Consider the following 18,642-nt stretch of genomic DNA (forward strand, 5'->3'; position numbering starts at 1 on the left):
CTTACTAACAATGAATGGTGTTGCCGTACTTTTAAAATGGCATAGTTTTGAGTTTTCACTTTAAATGGCCACATTATCAAATTGTTAAATAGCTTACCCATAATAAATGCGCAAATCACGACCAACATGGAGTGTTACGATGCCAAAAAATACGCTAACCCTATCGAATTCAGAGCTACTAAAACAGCAGTGCTTCATTAAAGACGGCTGGCAAGATGCCAGTGACGGCGCGACTATCGATGTGACCAATCCTTTTAATGGCGAAGTCATCGGTACGGTGCCAAGCTTAACCAAACAAGACGTCGATGAAGCGGTCGCTTACTCTCATGAAGCGCAAGTATCATGGGCGGAAAAAACGGCCAAAGAACGTGCCGAGCTACTGCAAAAGTGGGCCGATCTTATTGATGAAAACAAAGAAGATCTCGCGATTCTTATGACTGCCGAACAAGGTAAACCATTGACGGAATCACGTGGTGAGATTGGTTATGCCAACAGCTTTATTCGCTGGTTTGCCGAAGAAGGTAAGCGCGTCTACGGCGATGTCATCCCCGCCAATCAATCACAACTGCGCCACGTTGTTTTAAAGCAACCGGTCGGTGTCTGTGCAGCAATTACGCCTTGGAACTTCCCTGCGGCAATGATTACCCGTAAAGCGGCTCCTGCTTTGGCTTCTGGCTGTAGCATCATCATCAAACCTGCCACCGAAACCCCGTTTTCGGCCTTAGCCCTTGGTGTATTAGCTGAGCAAGCTGGTATCCCAGCAGGCGTCATTCAAGTAGTGACGGGCAAATCATCGGTCATCGGTGAAATCTTAACGGGTGATGCCCGTATTCAAAAGCTATCGTTCACCGGTTCTACTGAAGTCGGTCGTACCTTGATGGCACAGTGCGCACCAACCATCAAAAAATTGTCTCTAGAATTGGGTGGCAATGCGCCCTTTATCGTCTTTGATGATGCCGATCTCGAAAAAGCCGCTGATGGTTTAATTGCCTCCAAATTCCGCAACGCTGGTCAAACGTGCGTATGTGCCAACCGTGTCTACGTACAAGCCAGTATCAAAGATAAATTCCTCGATATTTTTGTGAAAAAAGTTGAAGCACTTAACGTCGGTAATGGCATGGATGAGGGCGTTAATATTGGTCCTTTAATCAATGAAAAGGGCTTAGAAAAAGTACAAGCGTTATTAAAAGATGCCTTGGATAAAGGCGCGCACTTAGTCACTGGTGGTGACAAAAATGACGCTTCTCCGCTTAGCTTTAACCCAACCGTCATTACCAATATCAGTACCGACATGGATATCGCTGCTGAAGAGATTTTTGGTCCTATCGCGACGATATTCGTTTTTGACGATGAAGCAGAAGCCATCCGTCAAGCCAACGACACGATTTATGGTTTGGCCGCTTACTTCTATAGTGGCGATTATGCACGCTCATGGCGCGTCACCGAAGGTCTTGAGTACGGCATTATCGGCCACAACACTGGTTTGATATCTACTGAAGTTGCGCCATTTGGTGGCGTCAAGCAGTCTGGCTTTGGCCGTGAAGGCTCGAAATACGGCATCGAAGAATATGTCGTGACCAAATATTGGTGTTCTGACGTCAGCTAATGTTTGATTTCAACGCCGCACTGTAAGCTGTTTATTAAAAGCACCTCTTACCTAGCACCTAATGCTTGTTAAATGAGCGACCATCTAATCAATGGCGCTCATATTAAAAATAAAGAAAAGGACATTCCCATGACGACCACCAATCAATCATTACTTGCGCGCCGCAAAGCCGTTTTACCAACAGGACTTGGTGTTGCCTTTCCTATCTTCGCAGAAAAAGCCAAAAACTCTGAAGTTTGGGATGTGGAAGGCAATCGCTATATCGATTTCGTCGGCGGTATCTCAGTACTCAATACTGGTCACAGCCATCCGAAAATCACTCAGCGTGTCCATGAGCAACTTGATAAGTTTACCCATACTGCGGCACAAATGATTAACTATGAATGCTATGTCGATCTTGCCGAAAAGCTTTGCGAAAAAGCCCCTATCAGCGGTGAGAAAAAAGCGTTCTTTTTAACCACTGGCGCAGAAGCGGTTGAAAACTGTATCAAAATTGCTCGTGCAAAAACTGGTCGTCCGGGTGTCATCTCTTTCGTTGGTGGCTGGCATGGTCGTACCTTAATGTGCATGAGTCTGACGGGTAAAGTATTGCCGTACAAAAAGAACTTTGGTCCGATGCCTGGTCCTGTCTTTCATGCGCTATTCCCAGCAGAAGAGCTGAACGTCACCGAAGCACAAGCATTGCATAGCCTTGAGATGATCTTTCAAGCGGATATCGATCCTAGTGAAGTGGCGGCGATGATTATCGAGCCAGTACAAGGCGAGGGTGGTTTCCATCAAGTGACGCCATCATTTGCCAAAGCCTTACGCGAGATTTGTGATGAGCATGGTATCGTACTGATTTTTGATGAAGTGCAGTGTGGTTTTGCGCGTACGGGTACGTTGTTCGCCAGTGAGCAGTTAGGCGTTGAGCCGGACTTGATGACCAGTGCCAAGAGCTTGGCAGGTGGTTATCCTATTTCTGCCGTTATCGGTCGCGCTGATATTATGGATGCGCCGCAAGTAGGTGGTTTGGGCGGTACTTATTCTGGTAACCCATTGGCGTGTGTTGCTGCATTGGCAGTGATGGAAGTCATCGAAGAAGAGAACCTGCTTGAGCGTAGTATTGAGATTGGAGACAAAATCGAAGCATTCTTAAAGGATTTAAACCTAAGTAGCATCGGTCATATTCGTCATAAAGGCGCGATGCTTGCGTTTGAATTAATCGACAGTAACGGCAAGCCTGATGTTGAGGCGACTACTAACTTAAAAGCCAAAGCATTCGAGCAAGGTCTACTATTGGCCTCGTGCGGTATGTTTGGTAACGCTATTCGTGTGATGGTGCCGCTGACCGTTGAAGATGAAGTATTGCAAGAAGGGTTAGATATCATCAAAGGTATTCTAACGGCTTAATAACTATTGAGCCCATAGTTGATAGAACAGCAAGATTGCCCATATGGCACTCGCTTTGAGTACATTTTTTACAACGGCGCCTTGCAAGTCAAGACGCCGTTGCTGTCTCTGCTATTTGAATCTCAAACAGGTATAGTCAAGGAATTTTAAAATCGCTATAAGGCGACCGACCGCAGATAGTACATTGAGTACATCTAGGGCGGGTAACACCGTAGCGGTTTAAAAGTGCTCTGACTGTAGTATATGACAGCTTGAATCAAAAGGTATATATGATAATTATGATGGGTGCTAGCCCATTAAACAAAACATAGTGTGGCCATAAATAGTGTGGCCATAAAAGGTTAACACGGACGACACACAGACAAGGAGCAAGTTATGTCTGAATTAAAAAAATCGTTAGGGACGCTAGATATTATTGCCTTAGCATTCGGAGCTATGGTCGGTTGGGGCTGGGTAGTCTTGGCAGGAGGCTGGATTTTATCTGCTGGGACATGGGGCGCGATGCTGGCGTTCTTTATTGGCGGTTTGGCAGTGATACTGATTGGTGTGACTTATGCTGAGCTGGCGGCCTCCATGCCGATTACGGGCGGTGAGCATACTTATACGCACCGAGCACTAGGGGTGAATGTCTCCTTTATTTGTTCGTGGAGTATTCTGTTCGGTTATTTTTCAGTGGTCGCTTTTGAGGCAGTTGCTTTACCGACCGTCGTAGAGTATTTCATTCCCAACTATAACCAAGGGTATCTGTGGACCATCGCTGGTTGGGATGTCTATGCCACCTGGGTAGGCGTCGGGATGCTCGGCTCAATTATTGTGACGTGGCTAAATATACGCGGTATGGAAGTCAGTGCTTGGTTTCAAAAAACGGCGGTATTGGGCATTTTATTCGTCGGTACATTACTGTTTATCGGTGCGGTCTTGTTCAATCCTGAGGGCTCAAATTCGATACAAGCGCCCGCGTTTATTGGTGGTATCGGCGGTATGATGGCGGTCATCGTCATGGTGCCTTTTATGTTTGTTGGTTTTGACGTTATCCCGCAGGCAGCAGAAGAGATCGATCTAACTCGTCCTAATATCGGTAAGTTTTTGATCATCTCTATCGTCGTTGCGGTGATGTGGTATGTGGGTATTGCTTGGAGCGTGGGGACGACGCTGCCACTTGTACAAGCAGAGGACTCAACCCTTGCTACTGCTGATGCGATGACCAATGCATGGCAAGGTAAGTGGGCAGGAATTTTGCTGGTGATTGGCGGTGTGCTTGGGATTTTATCAAGCTGGAATGCCTTCTTAATCGGTGGTAGTCGTCTACTATACGCCATGTCAAAAGCACGTATGTTGCCTGCCTTCTTGAGCAAGCTACATCCAAAGTATAAGACGCCGTCGAATGCCATTCTATTAATCGGTGGTTTGGCGACATTAGCGCCATTATTTGGTCGTAAAATGCTGGTTTGGATCGTCGATGCCGGTGGCTTTGGTATCGTTATTGCTTATACCTGTGTCGCTATCTCATTCCTAGTACTACGCTACCGCGAACCTGATATGGTACGTCCATTTAAAATACCAGCAGGTAAGCTCGTTGGTATGGTTACGATTGCACTAAGTTTTGGTTTATTGATGTTATATATGCCAGGTATGCCATCGGCGCTAACACCCATTGAATGGTGGATTTTCTTTGGCTGGACTGTGCTAGGTATTGCATTATATGGCTATGCAAGGATCAAGTATCCGGGTATTAGTGAGTCAATTATGGCAGAAGAGCTACGTGAATTAAAAATTGTTAACCAGTTGTGGCTAAAAGATAACCCACCTAAACGATAAGATTTTTTTATCAATGATCATGCATAAAAAAGCCTAACATTTAATGTTAGGCTTTTTGTTTATCTAAAAAATACGCTATTGATTACGATTTATCGCGGATCAACTTGTAGTTTAGAAATTCTGTAATACCAAGAGTACCTAGCTCGCGACCAAATCCTGAGCGTTTAACGCCACCGAATGGAGTGTTGGCTTCGGTACCAGAAGGAGCATTAATAGTTACCATACCCACTTCTAATTGCTCAGCAATCTCTGCTGCCAATGCGGCATCTTGAGTTTGGATAGAAGCACCCAAACCAAAAGGCACATCATTAGCAATTTTGATAGCATGTGCAATGTCATCCGCTTTGTAGATAACGGCGACAGGACCGAACAACTCTTGACTATAAACATCCATTGAATCATTGACGTCTGTCAATACAGCAGGTGCAAACCAAGCACCGGGCTTGTCTTTGACTATGCCGCCTTCGACTAGAACGGTTGCACCAGCTTTAACAGCATTGTCTAACTGCTCTTGCAAGTTGGTTGCTGCGGCCTTCGAAGACATCGGACCAATGAAAGTATCTTCACTTTGTGGATCAGCTAGGCTCATGCCACGTACGGCGTCAGTAAAGCCTTTAACAAACTGGTCGTAAACGCTTTCGACGATAATTAAACGCTTAGCAGCATTACAAGCCTGGCCAGTATTACCGAAACGACCTGTGATCGCACCTTGTACGGCTTGTTCGATGTCAGCATCTGCTGCAACGATAAAGGCATCAGAGCCGCCAAGTTCTAAAACGACTTTTTTAAGTGCGCCGCCTGCTATTTTTGCAACCGCTTGTCCTGCACGTTCAGAGCCTGTCAAAGAAATACCTTGAACTCTAGTGTCTTCAATAATCGTTGCTGCTTGATCGTTAGTAGCAAAAACATTGTTATACACGCCATTAGGCAAGCCTGCTTCTGTCAGCATCTCAGCGATGACTTCTGCCGTATTAGGGCATTGCGGTGCATGTTTTAGAATGACCGTATTACCTGCCATAAAGTTCGGTGCGACAAAACGTGCTACCTGATAATGTGGATAGTTCCATGGCATGATGCCAAGTAACACACCAACTGGTAGTTTTTCTACCGAGGCTGAACCTTCTGCAACATCAATCTTATTTGGTGCTAATAGCTGCGCTGCGTTGTCTGCGTAATAACGATAAATTTCGGCAACTAGCTGGATTTCACCTTTGGCTTGTGCGACAGGCTTGCCCATTTCGTTGGCAACGATACGTGCTAGCTCGTCTTGGCGCTCAATATAGAGGTCAGCGACTTTATTTAATATAACACTACGTTCGCTAAGCGACGTTTTTTGCCAGTCCTGATACGCATTATCCGCTTGCTCAATGGCATTCTGGATATCTTGCTCAGTCGCTGTAGGATAAGTGGCTTCAATTTCACCTGTAGATGGGTTGCTAACTTGATATTCGCTCATAGTTATGTCCTTTAGTTTAAAATGTCCTTGGATTAAGATCCATTTTTGATTGTGTGGCAAATTACTCTATTTTTTATCATAAAGCGCGTGGATTGTTCTTATGGTTGTCAGTCATTTTATAGTTTTCAGATTCGTAAAAAGAGTGCCAAAACATCTACAATGACTCTAGCATTTTAATAGCGCTGTCATTGTAGTGTTATTACTTGACGGCTGAGGTTGAGTAATAATAGTAATGTGGCCGCCGCCTAGAACCATGTCTTTCTTACTCCCACTACCTGATGACACGCAAAGGGTTTTTCAAGGTATATAGTCATTAAAATACCAGAAATATCATTGTATTGGCAAATAATGAAGGAATAATGACAGGTTAAGGATTTGCTATAGAAGGGGGACAAAATATGTCGAGTTTAGGTAATGAAATACCACTGCGTATCAGGAGAGGTTTCTATATTTGACGATAATAAAGGATAAACAGAAGGCTGTTGACGTCATTCGATGAGGTTTTGTACAGTGAATTTGGAGGTTTATTTAGAGCTTGAGATCTTCCTCAGTAGACTTTGCTATATGACCCGTTTTATCCTCTTTTTTGAGTAGCTTTGCCTTGCCATTAGTATTAATACGCTCAGGCTTGATATAAATCGACCCAGTATTTTTGTGCGTGGGTGCAAGGGTAAGCTTAGCAGACTTCTTTAGGCTCTTTTTAATTCTTCGTACCGCTGCCGCATCAGCTGCCGCTTGCTCTTCTACTAGCGATTCATCATATAAGCCTTGATAGACGGCAAGCGTTTCTTCGATCATCTCGCGCATGGTAAATTGATTGGTCATCTCTGGACGCGTTACGCTTTCTAGCTGGTTCCTAACCGCTTTACACAAGGCATTGGCATTGTATTTTTTTACCAAGCCTTGCGGGTAGAGCGGCTGTAGAATTTCACTAAATGCTGCCTGATCCCAGCCAATCACAGGCGTCCCTAAATGAATGGCTTGCAGCGCATTGATACCAATTGATTCGGGCTCATTGGCAAGCGCCATAACAATATTGGCCGCTGACAACCATTCACGCATATCATTGCGTTTGCTGCCGACGTAAGTGATGCGCTCAGCAAGTCCCAAGGTATTGGTGCGCTGACGAAAGTCTTCGTGGGCGACATCACCATCTCTAAAGTCATCGTCCATAATAATGGCGTGGATATTAGGAAATTGTTCTTGCAGATTGCCCAATATATCGATGAGCCATTCTTGCCCGTATTCGTTACCGATTACGGTCGGAAACACCAGCCACTTTTTATGCTCAAGCTCAGGATATTCGGCAAAGGTATGCCGCAGCCAATAGACAGACGGATTGTGGCGATAAGGATAGCGACGGGTATCGATACCGCGGTAGATACGCTTAATGACTTTGGGATCGACGTCTTCGCGGCGCAGTCCTTTTTTTAGATAGTTGGTGACACTATCTGACACTGTGATAATGGTATCGACATCGAGCAACGCCTGTGAGTATTTATTGATGGGATAAAAGCCATACATGGTCGACACTAGCTTTGGCGGACGTTTAACGCGCGCGCGGCGTAGTGCCAAATGTAATATCCACGCAGGCGTACGCGAGTGCACATGAATGACGTCAGGATTATACTTCTCGATGAGGCGTCGTAAGGCGCTGACTTGGAGCAGGGATAGCCAAGACTTTTTATTCATATAAAGCTGATGATAGAGATTGCCGTCACGCTCTAAGCGTTTTACCAAATCATTGTCATAGTCCGCGCTAGAGACAATGATAGAGGTATGGCCATTTTTGACCAGTGCGCGCCCGAGATGAAAAATACCGCGCTCGGATTCATCATGCTTTAAAGACGACAGTAAGCGCATAACTTTCATAATAGCGTGGGTCACCGGTTAAAATATTAAACTGCTATTGTCAGTTAAAAGCGCAAAAAACTCAACCATGAAGCGTAAAAGAGGCGTTTGGTTTTTGAGTCGTTTAGCAAATAAGTAATAGACACTCTTATTGGGTCAAAAACGTATGACTACCTTAGCGACGTTTTTGCAGATGCTCAGCATTGGGCAGTACTTGTTTTTCGCTTAGGTATTTCCAATAGCGCTGCGGCAAATATTGCTTATGCAAACGCGGGTTTTTACGCTCTTTGATATTGACGTTGGTAAAGTAACCCTGCCAAAATCTTTGATAGCGCTGCTCATCAGGACTATGAATGCTGGCAGGATTACGCAGTACTGCATCATCAAGGTCAGTAATCGTTTGCAGGGCAGCGGGGCGTTTGGGCGTGCTTTGGCTTTTGTCATAATAAATACCATAATTACGAGTCAAATCATAAATCGCCCAATGCTGGTCTTGATAACGCTGACGAAAGTGCTCACCAATCAATGGCAAAACATTAAAGTCAGGCTCAACGCGGGCAAAGTAAATGTCGTCAGTGGTATGCTCAAAGCGCACAAAGGCTTCCATACGATGCTTCTCACGACCGACCGATTTGACGGTTTGTACCAGCTCCAAGACATTTAGGTTACCCAAATCTTCCATAATAGGGCGGCTAGGGTAGTCAATGGCATATTTAACCACTTGAAATAAAGTGGTGCCGATATTGTCTTTTTCTGATAAAAATCCCCAGAGAATATTGCGCATACCCGAGCGTCCCAAAAGCTTATGCAGCTTGGTTAGTACGCGTTCGGCTTTGTCTTCATCAGTGGCAACACTTGTCGCTTGTGAGATTAATGACGGTACATAACAATCCTCAGCAATTATCTGTAAGGATGCATCGTCCTGTAACTTATTAGCATAGACATAAAAAACGGCACTCAGCCAACCTTCAAAACTTGGCTCATAAAGCACAATACTGGGCATTAAGTGACCGACAGAATACGTTATGTGTTGAGCAAGTATCGACATTGTCTATCCTAAGATAACTCTAAAAATGTTATGGCTGATTTTAAAGACAGTTTTTCTAAATACTCGTTCTAAATGGTTTTTAAAATAGCGCCAATTGACCACTACGTTGATCTTTATACTTGGTCTGCGTTTGCGCCAGTACATATTGGCGGAAGTTATCACGGGTTAAATGCGCTAAATGTTCATTCTTACCCGTTGTTGCAATAAAGTATTTGGCACGGTTAACCGCTGCGCCCATCTTTTTTAGATGATAAAGCGTTAACTGATTAAACTTGCGCGCTTTCACTATCTTTTTGGCCGTTTTGGTACCAATACCTGGGATGCGTACAATCATCTCGTAGCTCGCTGTCTGAATATTGACCGGGAAATGCTCACGGTGGCGGATTGCCCAAGCAAGCTTTGGATCACAGTCCAAATCTAAGAACGGCGAGTCAGGTTCAACGATTTCATGCGCGCCAAAACCATAAAAACGCATCAGCCAATCCGCTTGATAAAGGCGGTTTTCACGTATCATCGGCACGGGCGTTCCAATCGCTGGCAAGCGACTGTCGGACAACATCGGTACATAGCCAGAGTAGTAAACGCGCTTAAGATCATACTGTTTATAAAAATGACTAGATAGCTGAATTACTTGCAAGTCAGTCTCGTTACTCGCGCCAACAATCATCTGACTGGTCTGACCTGCAGGCACAAATTTCGGCGCTTTCTTATGGGTTTTACGGCTCTCACGAATAGTAATAATTTCTTCTTTGACCGTTTCCATCGGTGCTTTTAATTCATCATGCGACTTCTCTGGTGCGAGTAAAGCCAAGCCAGATTTGGTCGGAATCTCGATATTAACGCTTAAGCGGTCAGCATAAAGACCAGCTTCTAATAGCAGCTCTTTTGATGCACCGGGAATGGTCTTTAAATGGATATAGCCATTAAAACGCTCACGGGTACGTAATATCTTAGCGACCTCAACCAAGCGCTCCATCGTATAATCGCCACTTTTAAAAATACCTGAGCTCAGAAACAGCCCTTCGATATAGTTACGACGATAAAACTGCATGGTTAAATCAACGACTTCCTCGACGCTAAAAGCCGCGCGCGGGGTGTCATTACTTTTACGTGAGGTGCAATAAGCACAGTCGTAAATACAGTGATTGGTTAAGAGGATTTTAAGCAGGCTGACGCAGCGACCATCTTCAGTATAGCTGTGACAAATACCAGTTGCAGAAGCATCGCCCAGACCACCGCCTTGGTTTTTGCGCGTACCAGCGGAGGATGAGCAAGAAACATCATATTTAGCAGCATCCGCTAAAATATTGAGCTTGCCTTGTAGTCGTTCATAATTGATGGTGGCCATAAGATTACCAATTCATTTATTGGCTATTATTTTAGCAAACTGTCTTGTAAGTCACTGTAATTATTGAAGAAATATTGATTTCATGCGACAACTGTTGTCGTGCTATTTATGAGATTTTTAATTAAAGGTGCAGGGATTAGGCAAGGTTTGAACCACTTCTTCTGAGAAGTATTCTTTGACAATGAGACGTCCTTTTTTATCAAACTCGACGTTGTACTTGGGGTAAGCTGCAAAAGCGTCAGGGTCATAGGTCGAAGGAAAATCGATTTCTTTATCTGAAAAAAATCGGCTAGCCGTCCATAATTGTTTATCATTATTATATCTAACGCTACATCGACTGTTTAGGTCAAAGGTGAAAGAACGGCCAAAGTATTGCTCCTTGCTGCCACGACCAAATAGCATGTTAGCACCGCACGGATTGCCACAGCCGATATAGACATGATAAGTATCTTTATCGATTTTTTTAAGCGAAATATGGTTCCAGCCGTAATGACCTATTCCATCCATAAGCACAGTTTCTATTACTTCGCCATTATTTAACGTTTCGCTTTTAAGGATATAACCATCATCGCAATATTCATGACCGTCTTTACTCATATAGGCAGTACAAATTTTCGACATATAAAAGCTAGCGTCAAATTTTGGTTCGGCAGCTTCAGCCCAAGATATAGAACTCAAAATACAGCTATAAATAATAAAAACCAATGAATAGAGAGGAGTAAATTTATACATGGAAATAATGACCGGATATTTGTTTTGAGTTAATAGCACTATAGCAAAAGGTTGGTTGTTAAGGAATAAGGTACACTCATCAAAAAGGTCTTGCTGACTAAGAAATTAGCCGGCAAGACCTTTTACTAATTTTAAGATTTATTAAATAACAATATTTTCAAATATAAACTTTCAAATCTAATTTTTACTGAACCTTCGCACGTATAACAACCGTTTGCGGTGCGTTAGCAGGAAGATCTACCAAGTTCCATTTGAGTCCAGAGTAATTTTCCGTGATGACTACAGTATTGCCAACTTGTTGGATAGCCTGATAACTGTCGCCGCCTGTTGTCGCAAGCGTTGGGAGTGGGCTGTTTAATGACACTAGCTGCACGCCATTTGGTAATGACACCATCGCATTGATGTCAGTGACGGGTTGTGCCGTGGTGTTGGTATAAGTAGTGTGGTATTCGATGACGTCACCGGGGGCGATATGATTGGCTGGTACGGCCATTTCACGACCATCTTTGTTTTTTAATATTTTCATCACTTTGGTTTGTGCATTCACCACATCAGGCGTGCTAAAGGTCGGGGTTAGCTGCAAGGTATCTAAAGACGTAGATACTATTTGCGTCGTTGCAGGTTGGTTCGTTACTACGGTTGTCGTTGGCGTATTGATGACTGGCAATTGGGTAGCCGTCGTCACAGGCGATACTTGCGTCACGCTAGTCGTCGGCACGGCTATGACATCAACCTTGCTGGTTTGATTGGTGACTTGGTTAGTCACAGGTACGCTCGTAACCGTGGTGCTACCTTGAGTAACGATTGTATTGTTTATACCGTTACTACCAGCTTGACGGACCACGTAGCGTGGCACAGTCGTTACTTGAGTCACCGCATAAGGCATACCATCTTGCATCGTGATACCGTTCGGTGTGGCAGTAATAGTGGCTGTTTTGCCATCAGAGTATTGCTCGACCACAGTGGTGCTACCGCCAGCAGATGAGCTAATAGCGATTTCAGGTGCGGCATGGGCTGAAGATGCAGCAAGTACTATGCCTGCTAGTAGTGCCGATACGGTAGGGGTTATTGCTGTTGGTGTACAAAATTTCGTGGTCATAATAGACTCCTCAAAAATAACAGTAAATGTGGCAGTTGCAGAAAATAAAAAGCAGCAAAAAATAATGCCTAAACAAGCAAAACCCCCGTTAAATGACACGGTAAGGCATGCCAAATAACGAGGGTATTGAGTATTGATGACAGTTAAGTGTAACTATCGCGCCGTCATTATTTTTAGTCGAAGTACATAAAAACTGTGCTTCGCGCTTTAGTCTTTAACGATTATGCGTCAAAACAAATTGACTATAAAAGTGACATTGTGTAACTGTTATAGAGAAATGCTTTTATAACACTTATTTTTTATAAAAACGCGCAGAAAAGTCTGTCATATTAGTCGTAAATAACTTTCATCACTTCGTATTCGACCACGCCTTTTGGCGTTTCAATACGTGCTTCATCGCCTTCAGACTTACCAATCAAACCACGTGCGATCGGTGAATTGACTGAGATTTTACCCGCTTTAAAGTCTGCTTCGTCATCACCAACGATTTTGTATTGTTTTTCTTCTCCGGTATCCATGTTTTCGATAACGACGCTCACGCCGAATACCACACGGCCTTCCTTAGGCAATGTTGCAGGGTCAATCACTTGCGCGCCGCCAAGCTTGGCTTCGATATCACGAATACGCGCTTCGCAAAATCCTTGCTGCTCGCGTGCGGCATGATATTCAGCATTTTCTTTTAGATCACCGTGTTCGCGGGCTTCAGCAATAGAGGCAGTGATGCGGGGACGGTCGATACTTTTTAACTGTTTTAGTTCGGCTTCTAAAGCCGCGTGTCCTTGCGGAGTCATGGGATAACGTTGCATATTTTTTCCTTAAACCAATAACACCACACCACCTCCTACTCTTGGTGAATAGTGAGATGGTGTTGGCGTTATTATTATAATGTAATGGGTTTGAAATATAAAAGGCTGATGTTAAGCGTGCTTAACAAGTAAATTGGTTGTCACTTATAAATCATTAATTTTAAACCTATACGTATTTAAGCTTACGTAATAAAAAGCATAGTCGCAGTTTAGCCACTATGCTTTTTGGGTCTGTCATGTTGCTTTTTGAGTCTACCCTGTTAAAGGTATCGTTTTTAAGCACTGCTGTCGTGTCAAAATAATTAATCAGTCTCGAATAGGCCTTTGATTAAGCCTAACGGTTATGCTTAATCTACTGAAATTATTCAGCCACGTCAATAGTCTTTGCTTGTTCGTGCAAATCTTGTAGCTTATAGACCTCAAACGGTAGGTCAATGCCATAAGATTTACAAACCGCGTCTGCCGCCCCTAAAGTCGTCACATAAAACACTTTACCTTGCAGGGCACTACGGCGGATAGAGAATGAATCCTCTTGTGCCTGTTTGCCTTCAGTGGTATTGATAATAAGGTCGATTTTACCATTTTTCAAGGCATCGACGATATGCGGGCGACCTTCGGTAACTTTATTGATTTGCTTGCACTCAATACCGGCGTCGCTCAATATTTTTTGCGTACCAGTGGTTGATACAATGTTAAAACCAAAGTCAACAAGCTGGCGAGCGATAGGGGCGATTTGTGCTTTGTCACTATCACGTACTGAGATAAAGACAGTTTTGGTTTCGCCTTCGGTCGGTAGACCTGGCAGACGCTCATTACTACCGATAATGGCTTTATAAAATGCTTCGCCAAAGGTTTTACCAACGCCCATCACTTCACCCGTTGATTTCATCTCAGGGCTCAAGATTGGGTCAACGCCAGGGAACTTCGCAAACGGGAATACCGCTTCTTTGACCGCGAAAAATGCTGGAACGATTTCAGTGGTAAAGCCTTGGTCTTTCAATGAGGTGCCAGCCATACAGCGCGCCGCGATTTGCGCTAAAGAAGTACCGATGCATTTAGAGACAAACGGCACGGTACGGGCAGCACGAGGGTTCACTTCTAAGATATAAATCGTTTTACCTTTTACGGCAAACTGGACGTTCATTAAGCCGACAACACCAAGCTCTTTTGCCATGGCGACCGTTTGCGCGCGCATCACATCGCACAGCTCATCAGACAATGAGTAAGGTGGCAATGAACAGGCTGAGTCGCCAGAGTGCACGCCTGCTTGTTCGATATGCTGCATGATACCGCCAATCACGACGTCTGTACCGTCGCTAACACAATCGACATCGACTTCGATCGCATCGTCTAAGAAGCGGTCTAATAGTACGGGCGCTTCGTTCGATGCTTGTACCGCCGTACGCAAGTAGTGTCTTAGCTCGTCTTCGTTATAGACAATTTCCATCGCGCGACCACCAAGTACATATGATGGGCGTACTACCAACGGATAACCAACGTCTTTTGCTTTAACTAAGCCGTCTTCTAAGCTCGTCGCTAAAGCATTGGTTGGTTGAATAAGGTTCAATTGCTGAATCATATGCTGGAAGCGTTCGCGGTCTTCTGCGCGGTCAATCGCATCTGGGCTAGTACCAATGATTTTTACACCAGCGGCTTCAAGAGAGCGAGCCAGTTTCAACGGTGTTTGACCACCGAATTGTACGATCACGCCATCAGGGTTTTCGATACGGACGATTTCTAGTACGTCCTCTAACGTGATTGGCTCAAAGTATAGACGATCAGAGGTGTCATAATCGGTTGAAACCGTTTCAGGGTTACAGTTGACCATGATGGTCTCGTAGCCGTCTTCGCGCATCGCAAGGGCTGCGTGTACACAGCAATAGTCAAACTCGATACCTTGACCGATACGGTTAGGACCGCCACCGATAACCATGATTTTCTTGTTATTCGTTGGGTTGGCTTCACATTCGCTATCGTAGGTTGAGTACATATAAGCGGTGCTGGTGGCAAATTCTGCGGCACAGGTATCGACGCGCTTATAGACTGGATAGACGTTTAAGTCCCAACGCTTTTTACGGAGTTGCTTTTGTGAGACACCAAGGAGTTTTGCTAAACGTAAATCTGATAAACCTTTACGTTTAAAGCTGCGTAAATTCTTCTCAGTTAAACCACCAAAACCTAACGCTTTGACTTGAGCTTCAGTTTTCACGATATCTTCGATTTGTACCAAGAACCATGGGTCAATCTTGGTAAAGTTAAACACTTCATCGACACTCATACCGACGCGGAAGGCATCAGCAACGTAGTAGATACGCTCAGGTGTTGGAATGGTTAGGCGGTTGATGATTTCGCTACGCGCTTTTTCGGCGCTTACTTTTGATAAGTCAATTTGCTCATCAAAACCATCATTGCCAGTTTCCATACCGCGTAACGCTTTTTGCATCGACTCTTGGAAGTTACGACCAATCGCCATGACTTCACCGACTGACTTCATTTGCGTTGATAAAACACTATCGGCTTGCGGGAACTTTTCGAAGTTAAAACGAGGTATCTTAGTGACGACGTAATCAAGCGCTGGCTCAAAGCTTGCTGGCGTTTTGCCACCCGTGATGTCATTTTGTAGTTCATCAAGCGTATAACCAATGGCTAGTTTTGCTGCGATTTTGGCAATCGGGAAACCAGTGGCTTTTGATGCCAATGCTGATGAGCGTGATACGCGTGGGTTCATCTCGATGACAACCATGCGACCAGTATCAGGGTTGATACCGAACTGCACGTTTGAGCCGCCCGTTTCCACACCAATCTCACGCAGTACTGCTAATGAAGCATTACGCATGATTTGGTATTCTTTGTCGGTCAGCGTTTGTGCTGGAGCTACGGTGATTGAGTCGCCGGTATGCACGCCCATTGGATCAAAGTTCTCAATTGCACAAATGATGATGCAGTTGTCGTTTTTGTCACGAACCACTTCCATCTCATATTCTTTCCAACCAATTAATGATTCATCGATCAGTAATTGATGGTTTGGCGACAAGTCAAAGCCGCGCTCACAGATTTCGATAAATTCATCACGGTTATAAGCGATACCGCCGCCTGAACCGCCCATGGTAAATGAGGGACGAATGATACATGGATAGCCCATTTTTTCTTGGGTTGCAAAGGCTTCTTCCATGGTCTCAGCCGTTTCAGCACGTGGGCACTCAAGGCCGATGCGCTTCATGGCTTTATCAAACAAGTTGCGGTCTTCTGCCATCTCGATTGAGTCTTTGGTCGCGCCAATCAGCTCGCAGTTGTATTTGGTCAATACGCCATGCTTGTCTAGCTCTAAGGCACAGTTTAGTGCAGTCTGTCCGCCCATCGTTGGCAAGATAGCATCAGGACGTTCTTTAGCAATGATTTGCTCAACCGTCTGCCAAGTAATCGGCTCGATATAAGTTGCATCAGCCATGACAGGGTCGGTCATGATGGTCGCAGGGTTTGAGTTGACCAAAATGACGCGGTAGCCTTCTTCTTTTAGCGCTTTACACGCCTGCGCGCCTGAATAGTCAAACTCACACGCTTGACCGATGACGATAGGGCCTGCGCCAATGATAAGAATGCTTTTTATGTCGGTACGTTTTGGCATAGTTAGGGCTACCTTCGTTTGGGTGATATTTTGAGTAATCTATATTTTAACGATATGTTCAATAACGCTTATCGTATTTGGTATGCTGCAGCTTGAACCACCGTTAGTGATTCAAGCTTTATGCTTCTTAATAATTTTTATTTACTTACAGCTAATTATTGATAACTTACGCTTTCGCTGCTGCCATCATCTCTGCAAACTTATCAAACAATGGCGCAGCATCATGCGGGCCAGGGCTGGCTTCTGGGTGACCTTGGAAGCTAAAGACCGGCTTATTAGTCAGCTCAATCCCTTGGTTAGTACCATCGAATAATGAGCGATGAGTCGATTTAACATTGGCAGGCAAGGTGTCTTCGTCAACCGCAAAACCGTGGTTTTGACTGGTAATCATCACCGTACCAGTAGCCAAGTCTTGAACTGGATGGTTGGCACCGTGATGACCGGTTTTCATTTTAATAGTATTTGCACCGCTGGCTAGACCAATCAGCTGATGACCTAAGCAGATACCAAAAGTTGGAATTTCCGTTTCTTCAATGATGTGACGTACCGCATCGATGGCATAATCACAAGCAGCAGGGTCACCAGGACCGTTTGATAAGAAGATACCGTCTGGATTCATCGCTAGCACGTCAGCGATAGGCGTTTGTGCTGGTACAACGGTGACGTGACAACCACGGTCGACTAGCATACGTAAGATATTGGTTTTGGTACCAAAGTCATAAGCGATAACATTATATTTTGCTTCAACGTGCGTGCCCAAATGCTTAAAGAAGCCGCCCGTACCGCTATCATGGCTACCAGCTACATCACGATTAAGCAAGGTATCTGATAAATCCCAGCTACCAGCGGTCCACTCAAACGTCGTCGGCGTACAGCATTCTTTTGCTAAATCCATACCTTCAAGACCAGCGAACTCTTGCGCCAGTTTGATGGCTTGCTGTTCGTCTTCGCTGCTAATCGTGTCGCCGTTAGATGCGGTCATGATACAACCGTTTTGAGCGCCTTTATCACGTAGTAGGCGGGTCAACTGACGGGTATCTATATCAGCAATAGCGACCGTATCATGGCTCTGTAGATAATCACTCAACGATTCAGAGTTACGGAAGTTTGAGGTAACCAGCGTTGCATCACGAATGATCAGGCCTTCTGCCCATACTTGGTGTCCATTACCAGACTCCGTATCTTCAGCATTGGTACCAGTATTACCAATGTGCGGATAGGTGAGGGTGACGAGCTGGCGCGCGTAGCTTGGGTCGGTCAGGATTTCTTGATACCCTGTCATGGCTGTATTAAAGACCACTTCACCGACACGATGACCAAGACTGCCGATACTCACACCGCGAAAGATCGTACCGTCTGCTAGTGCCAAAATTGCTTGTATTTCTGCCGATGAATTCAAGGGTTGCCTCCGCTGTTATTGGTGAGTGCCATCATGATTTGTGGGTGAAAATATTGACTTATAATCACTATTTATAGGGTTATAGCTGCTCTTAAAGCTATAACAAAAAAGGACTAAAGCCAAAATTTTTCCACAAAAAAGCGAGAAGACATTATCGATGGAAACTACAAAACTCACTAGGTAGTGAATAGGTAACTTGCATCATGTCCGCTCGCTTAGGCACAGATTTTGCGCATTATATACAATATCCGCTAAGATAGCCAGCCGATTCTCAAGGTTGATGACTGTGGCTTTGCTGATCGTAGTAAATAGCCGATATTAACTTAGCTAAAAGCCGATATCTGTATACTTGGGCTTTGTTTAAAATTTGCGTGACATGCATATGTATGGTCGTCTTTAAAGAACATGATTGCCTAAAATAAGAGCCATATAAAATGGCCTAAGTAATATCGATAAATCATG

The 18,642-nt window shown here is 44.5% G+C and carries 12 protein-coding genes; 3 read left to right on the plus strand and 9 right to left on the minus strand.

What is annotated here, in order from left to right; all coding sequences use genetic code 11:
* Positions 1 to 139: 139 nt before the first annotated feature.
* The 3 genes from CXF65_RS11475 (at position 140) to CXF65_RS11485 (ending at position 4,816) form a co-directional block, all read left to right on the plus strand.
* Positions 140 to 1,606, plus strand: coding sequence for an NAD-dependent succinate-semialdehyde dehydrogenase (locus tag CXF65_RS11475; protein ID WP_101212125.1), 1,467 nt, complete (start codon positions 140 to 142; stop codon positions 1,604 to 1,606).
* Positions 1,607 to 1,735: 129 nt separating this feature from the next.
* A complete protein-coding gene (gene gabT, locus CXF65_RS11480; RefSeq protein ID WP_101212143.1) occupies positions 1,736 to 2,998 on the plus strand; it encodes a 4-aminobutyrate--2-oxoglutarate transaminase in 1,263 nt (420 codons plus the stop codon).
* A gap of 375 nt (positions 2,999 to 3,373) precedes the next feature.
* Positions 3,374 to 4,816, plus strand: a complete 1,443-nt coding sequence (locus tag CXF65_RS11485) for an APC family permease (RefSeq protein WP_101212126.1) — start codon at positions 3,374 to 3,376, stop codon at positions 4,814 to 4,816.
* Positions 4,817 to 4,898: 82 nt separating this feature from the next.
* Here the strand turns inward: CXF65_RS11485 and CXF65_RS11490 are convergent, their stop codons facing one another.
* The 9 genes from CXF65_RS11490 to carA form a co-directional block, all read right to left on the minus strand.
* A complete protein-coding gene (locus CXF65_RS11490; protein WP_025651051.1) occupies positions 4,899 to 6,272 on the minus strand; it encodes an NAD-dependent succinate-semialdehyde dehydrogenase in 1,374 nt (457 codons plus the stop codon).
* Positions 6,273 to 6,800: 528 nt separating this feature from the next.
* Positions 6,801 to 8,144, minus strand: a complete 1,344-nt coding sequence (locus CXF65_RS11495; protein ID WP_101212127.1) for a glycosyltransferase — start codon at positions 8,142 to 8,144, stop codon at positions 6,801 to 6,803.
* 154 nt (positions 8,145 to 8,298) lie between these two features.
* Positions 8,299 to 9,171: a TIGR03915 family putative DNA repair protein gene (locus CXF65_RS11500; RefSeq protein ID WP_101212128.1), complete on the minus strand. Its 873-nt coding sequence runs from the start codon at positions 9,169 to 9,171 to the stop codon at positions 8,299 to 8,301.
* Between the two features lie 79 nt (positions 9,172 to 9,250).
* Positions 9,251 to 10,519: a putative DNA modification/repair radical SAM protein gene (locus CXF65_RS11505; protein ID WP_101212129.1), complete on the minus strand. Its 1,269-nt coding sequence runs from the start codon at positions 10,517 to 10,519 to the stop codon at positions 9,251 to 9,253.
* Between the two features lie 117 nt (positions 10,520 to 10,636).
* On the minus strand, positions 10,637 to 11,251 hold the full coding sequence (locus CXF65_RS11510) for a hypothetical protein (RefSeq protein ID WP_025668829.1): 615 nt from the start codon (positions 11,249 to 11,251) through the stop codon (positions 10,637 to 10,639).
* A gap of 184 nt (positions 11,252 to 11,435) precedes the next feature.
* Complete coding sequence (locus tag CXF65_RS11515) at positions 11,436 to 12,350, minus strand: hypothetical protein (RefSeq protein ID WP_025651056.1); 915 nt, start codon at positions 12,348 to 12,350, stop codon at positions 11,436 to 11,438.
* Positions 12,351 to 12,679: 329 nt separating this feature from the next.
* On the minus strand, positions 12,680 to 13,156 hold the full coding sequence (gene greA, locus CXF65_RS11520) for a transcription elongation factor GreA (protein ID WP_101212130.1): 477 nt from the start codon (positions 13,154 to 13,156) through the stop codon (positions 12,680 to 12,682).
* Positions 13,157 to 13,517: 361 nt separating this feature from the next.
* Positions 13,518 to 16,781, minus strand: a complete 3,264-nt coding sequence (gene carB / locus CXF65_RS11525) for a carbamoyl-phosphate synthase large subunit (protein WP_101212131.1) — start codon at positions 16,779 to 16,781, stop codon at positions 13,518 to 13,520.
* Positions 16,782 to 16,947: 166 nt separating this feature from the next.
* The gene (gene carA / locus CXF65_RS11530; RefSeq protein ID WP_037026301.1) at positions 16,948 to 18,180 is read right to left on the minus strand and encodes a glutamine-hydrolyzing carbamoyl-phosphate synthase small subunit; all 1,233 of its coding nucleotides are present in this window, start codon (positions 18,178 to 18,180) and stop codon (positions 16,948 to 16,950) included.
* Positions 18,181 to 18,642: the final 462 nt, after the last annotated feature.

The sequence above is a fragment of the Psychrobacter sp. Sarcosine-3u-12 genome (genome assembly GCF_002836005.1).
Classification (GTDB): domain Bacteria; phylum Pseudomonadota; class Gammaproteobacteria; order Pseudomonadales; family Moraxellaceae; genus Psychrobacter; species Psychrobacter okhotskensis.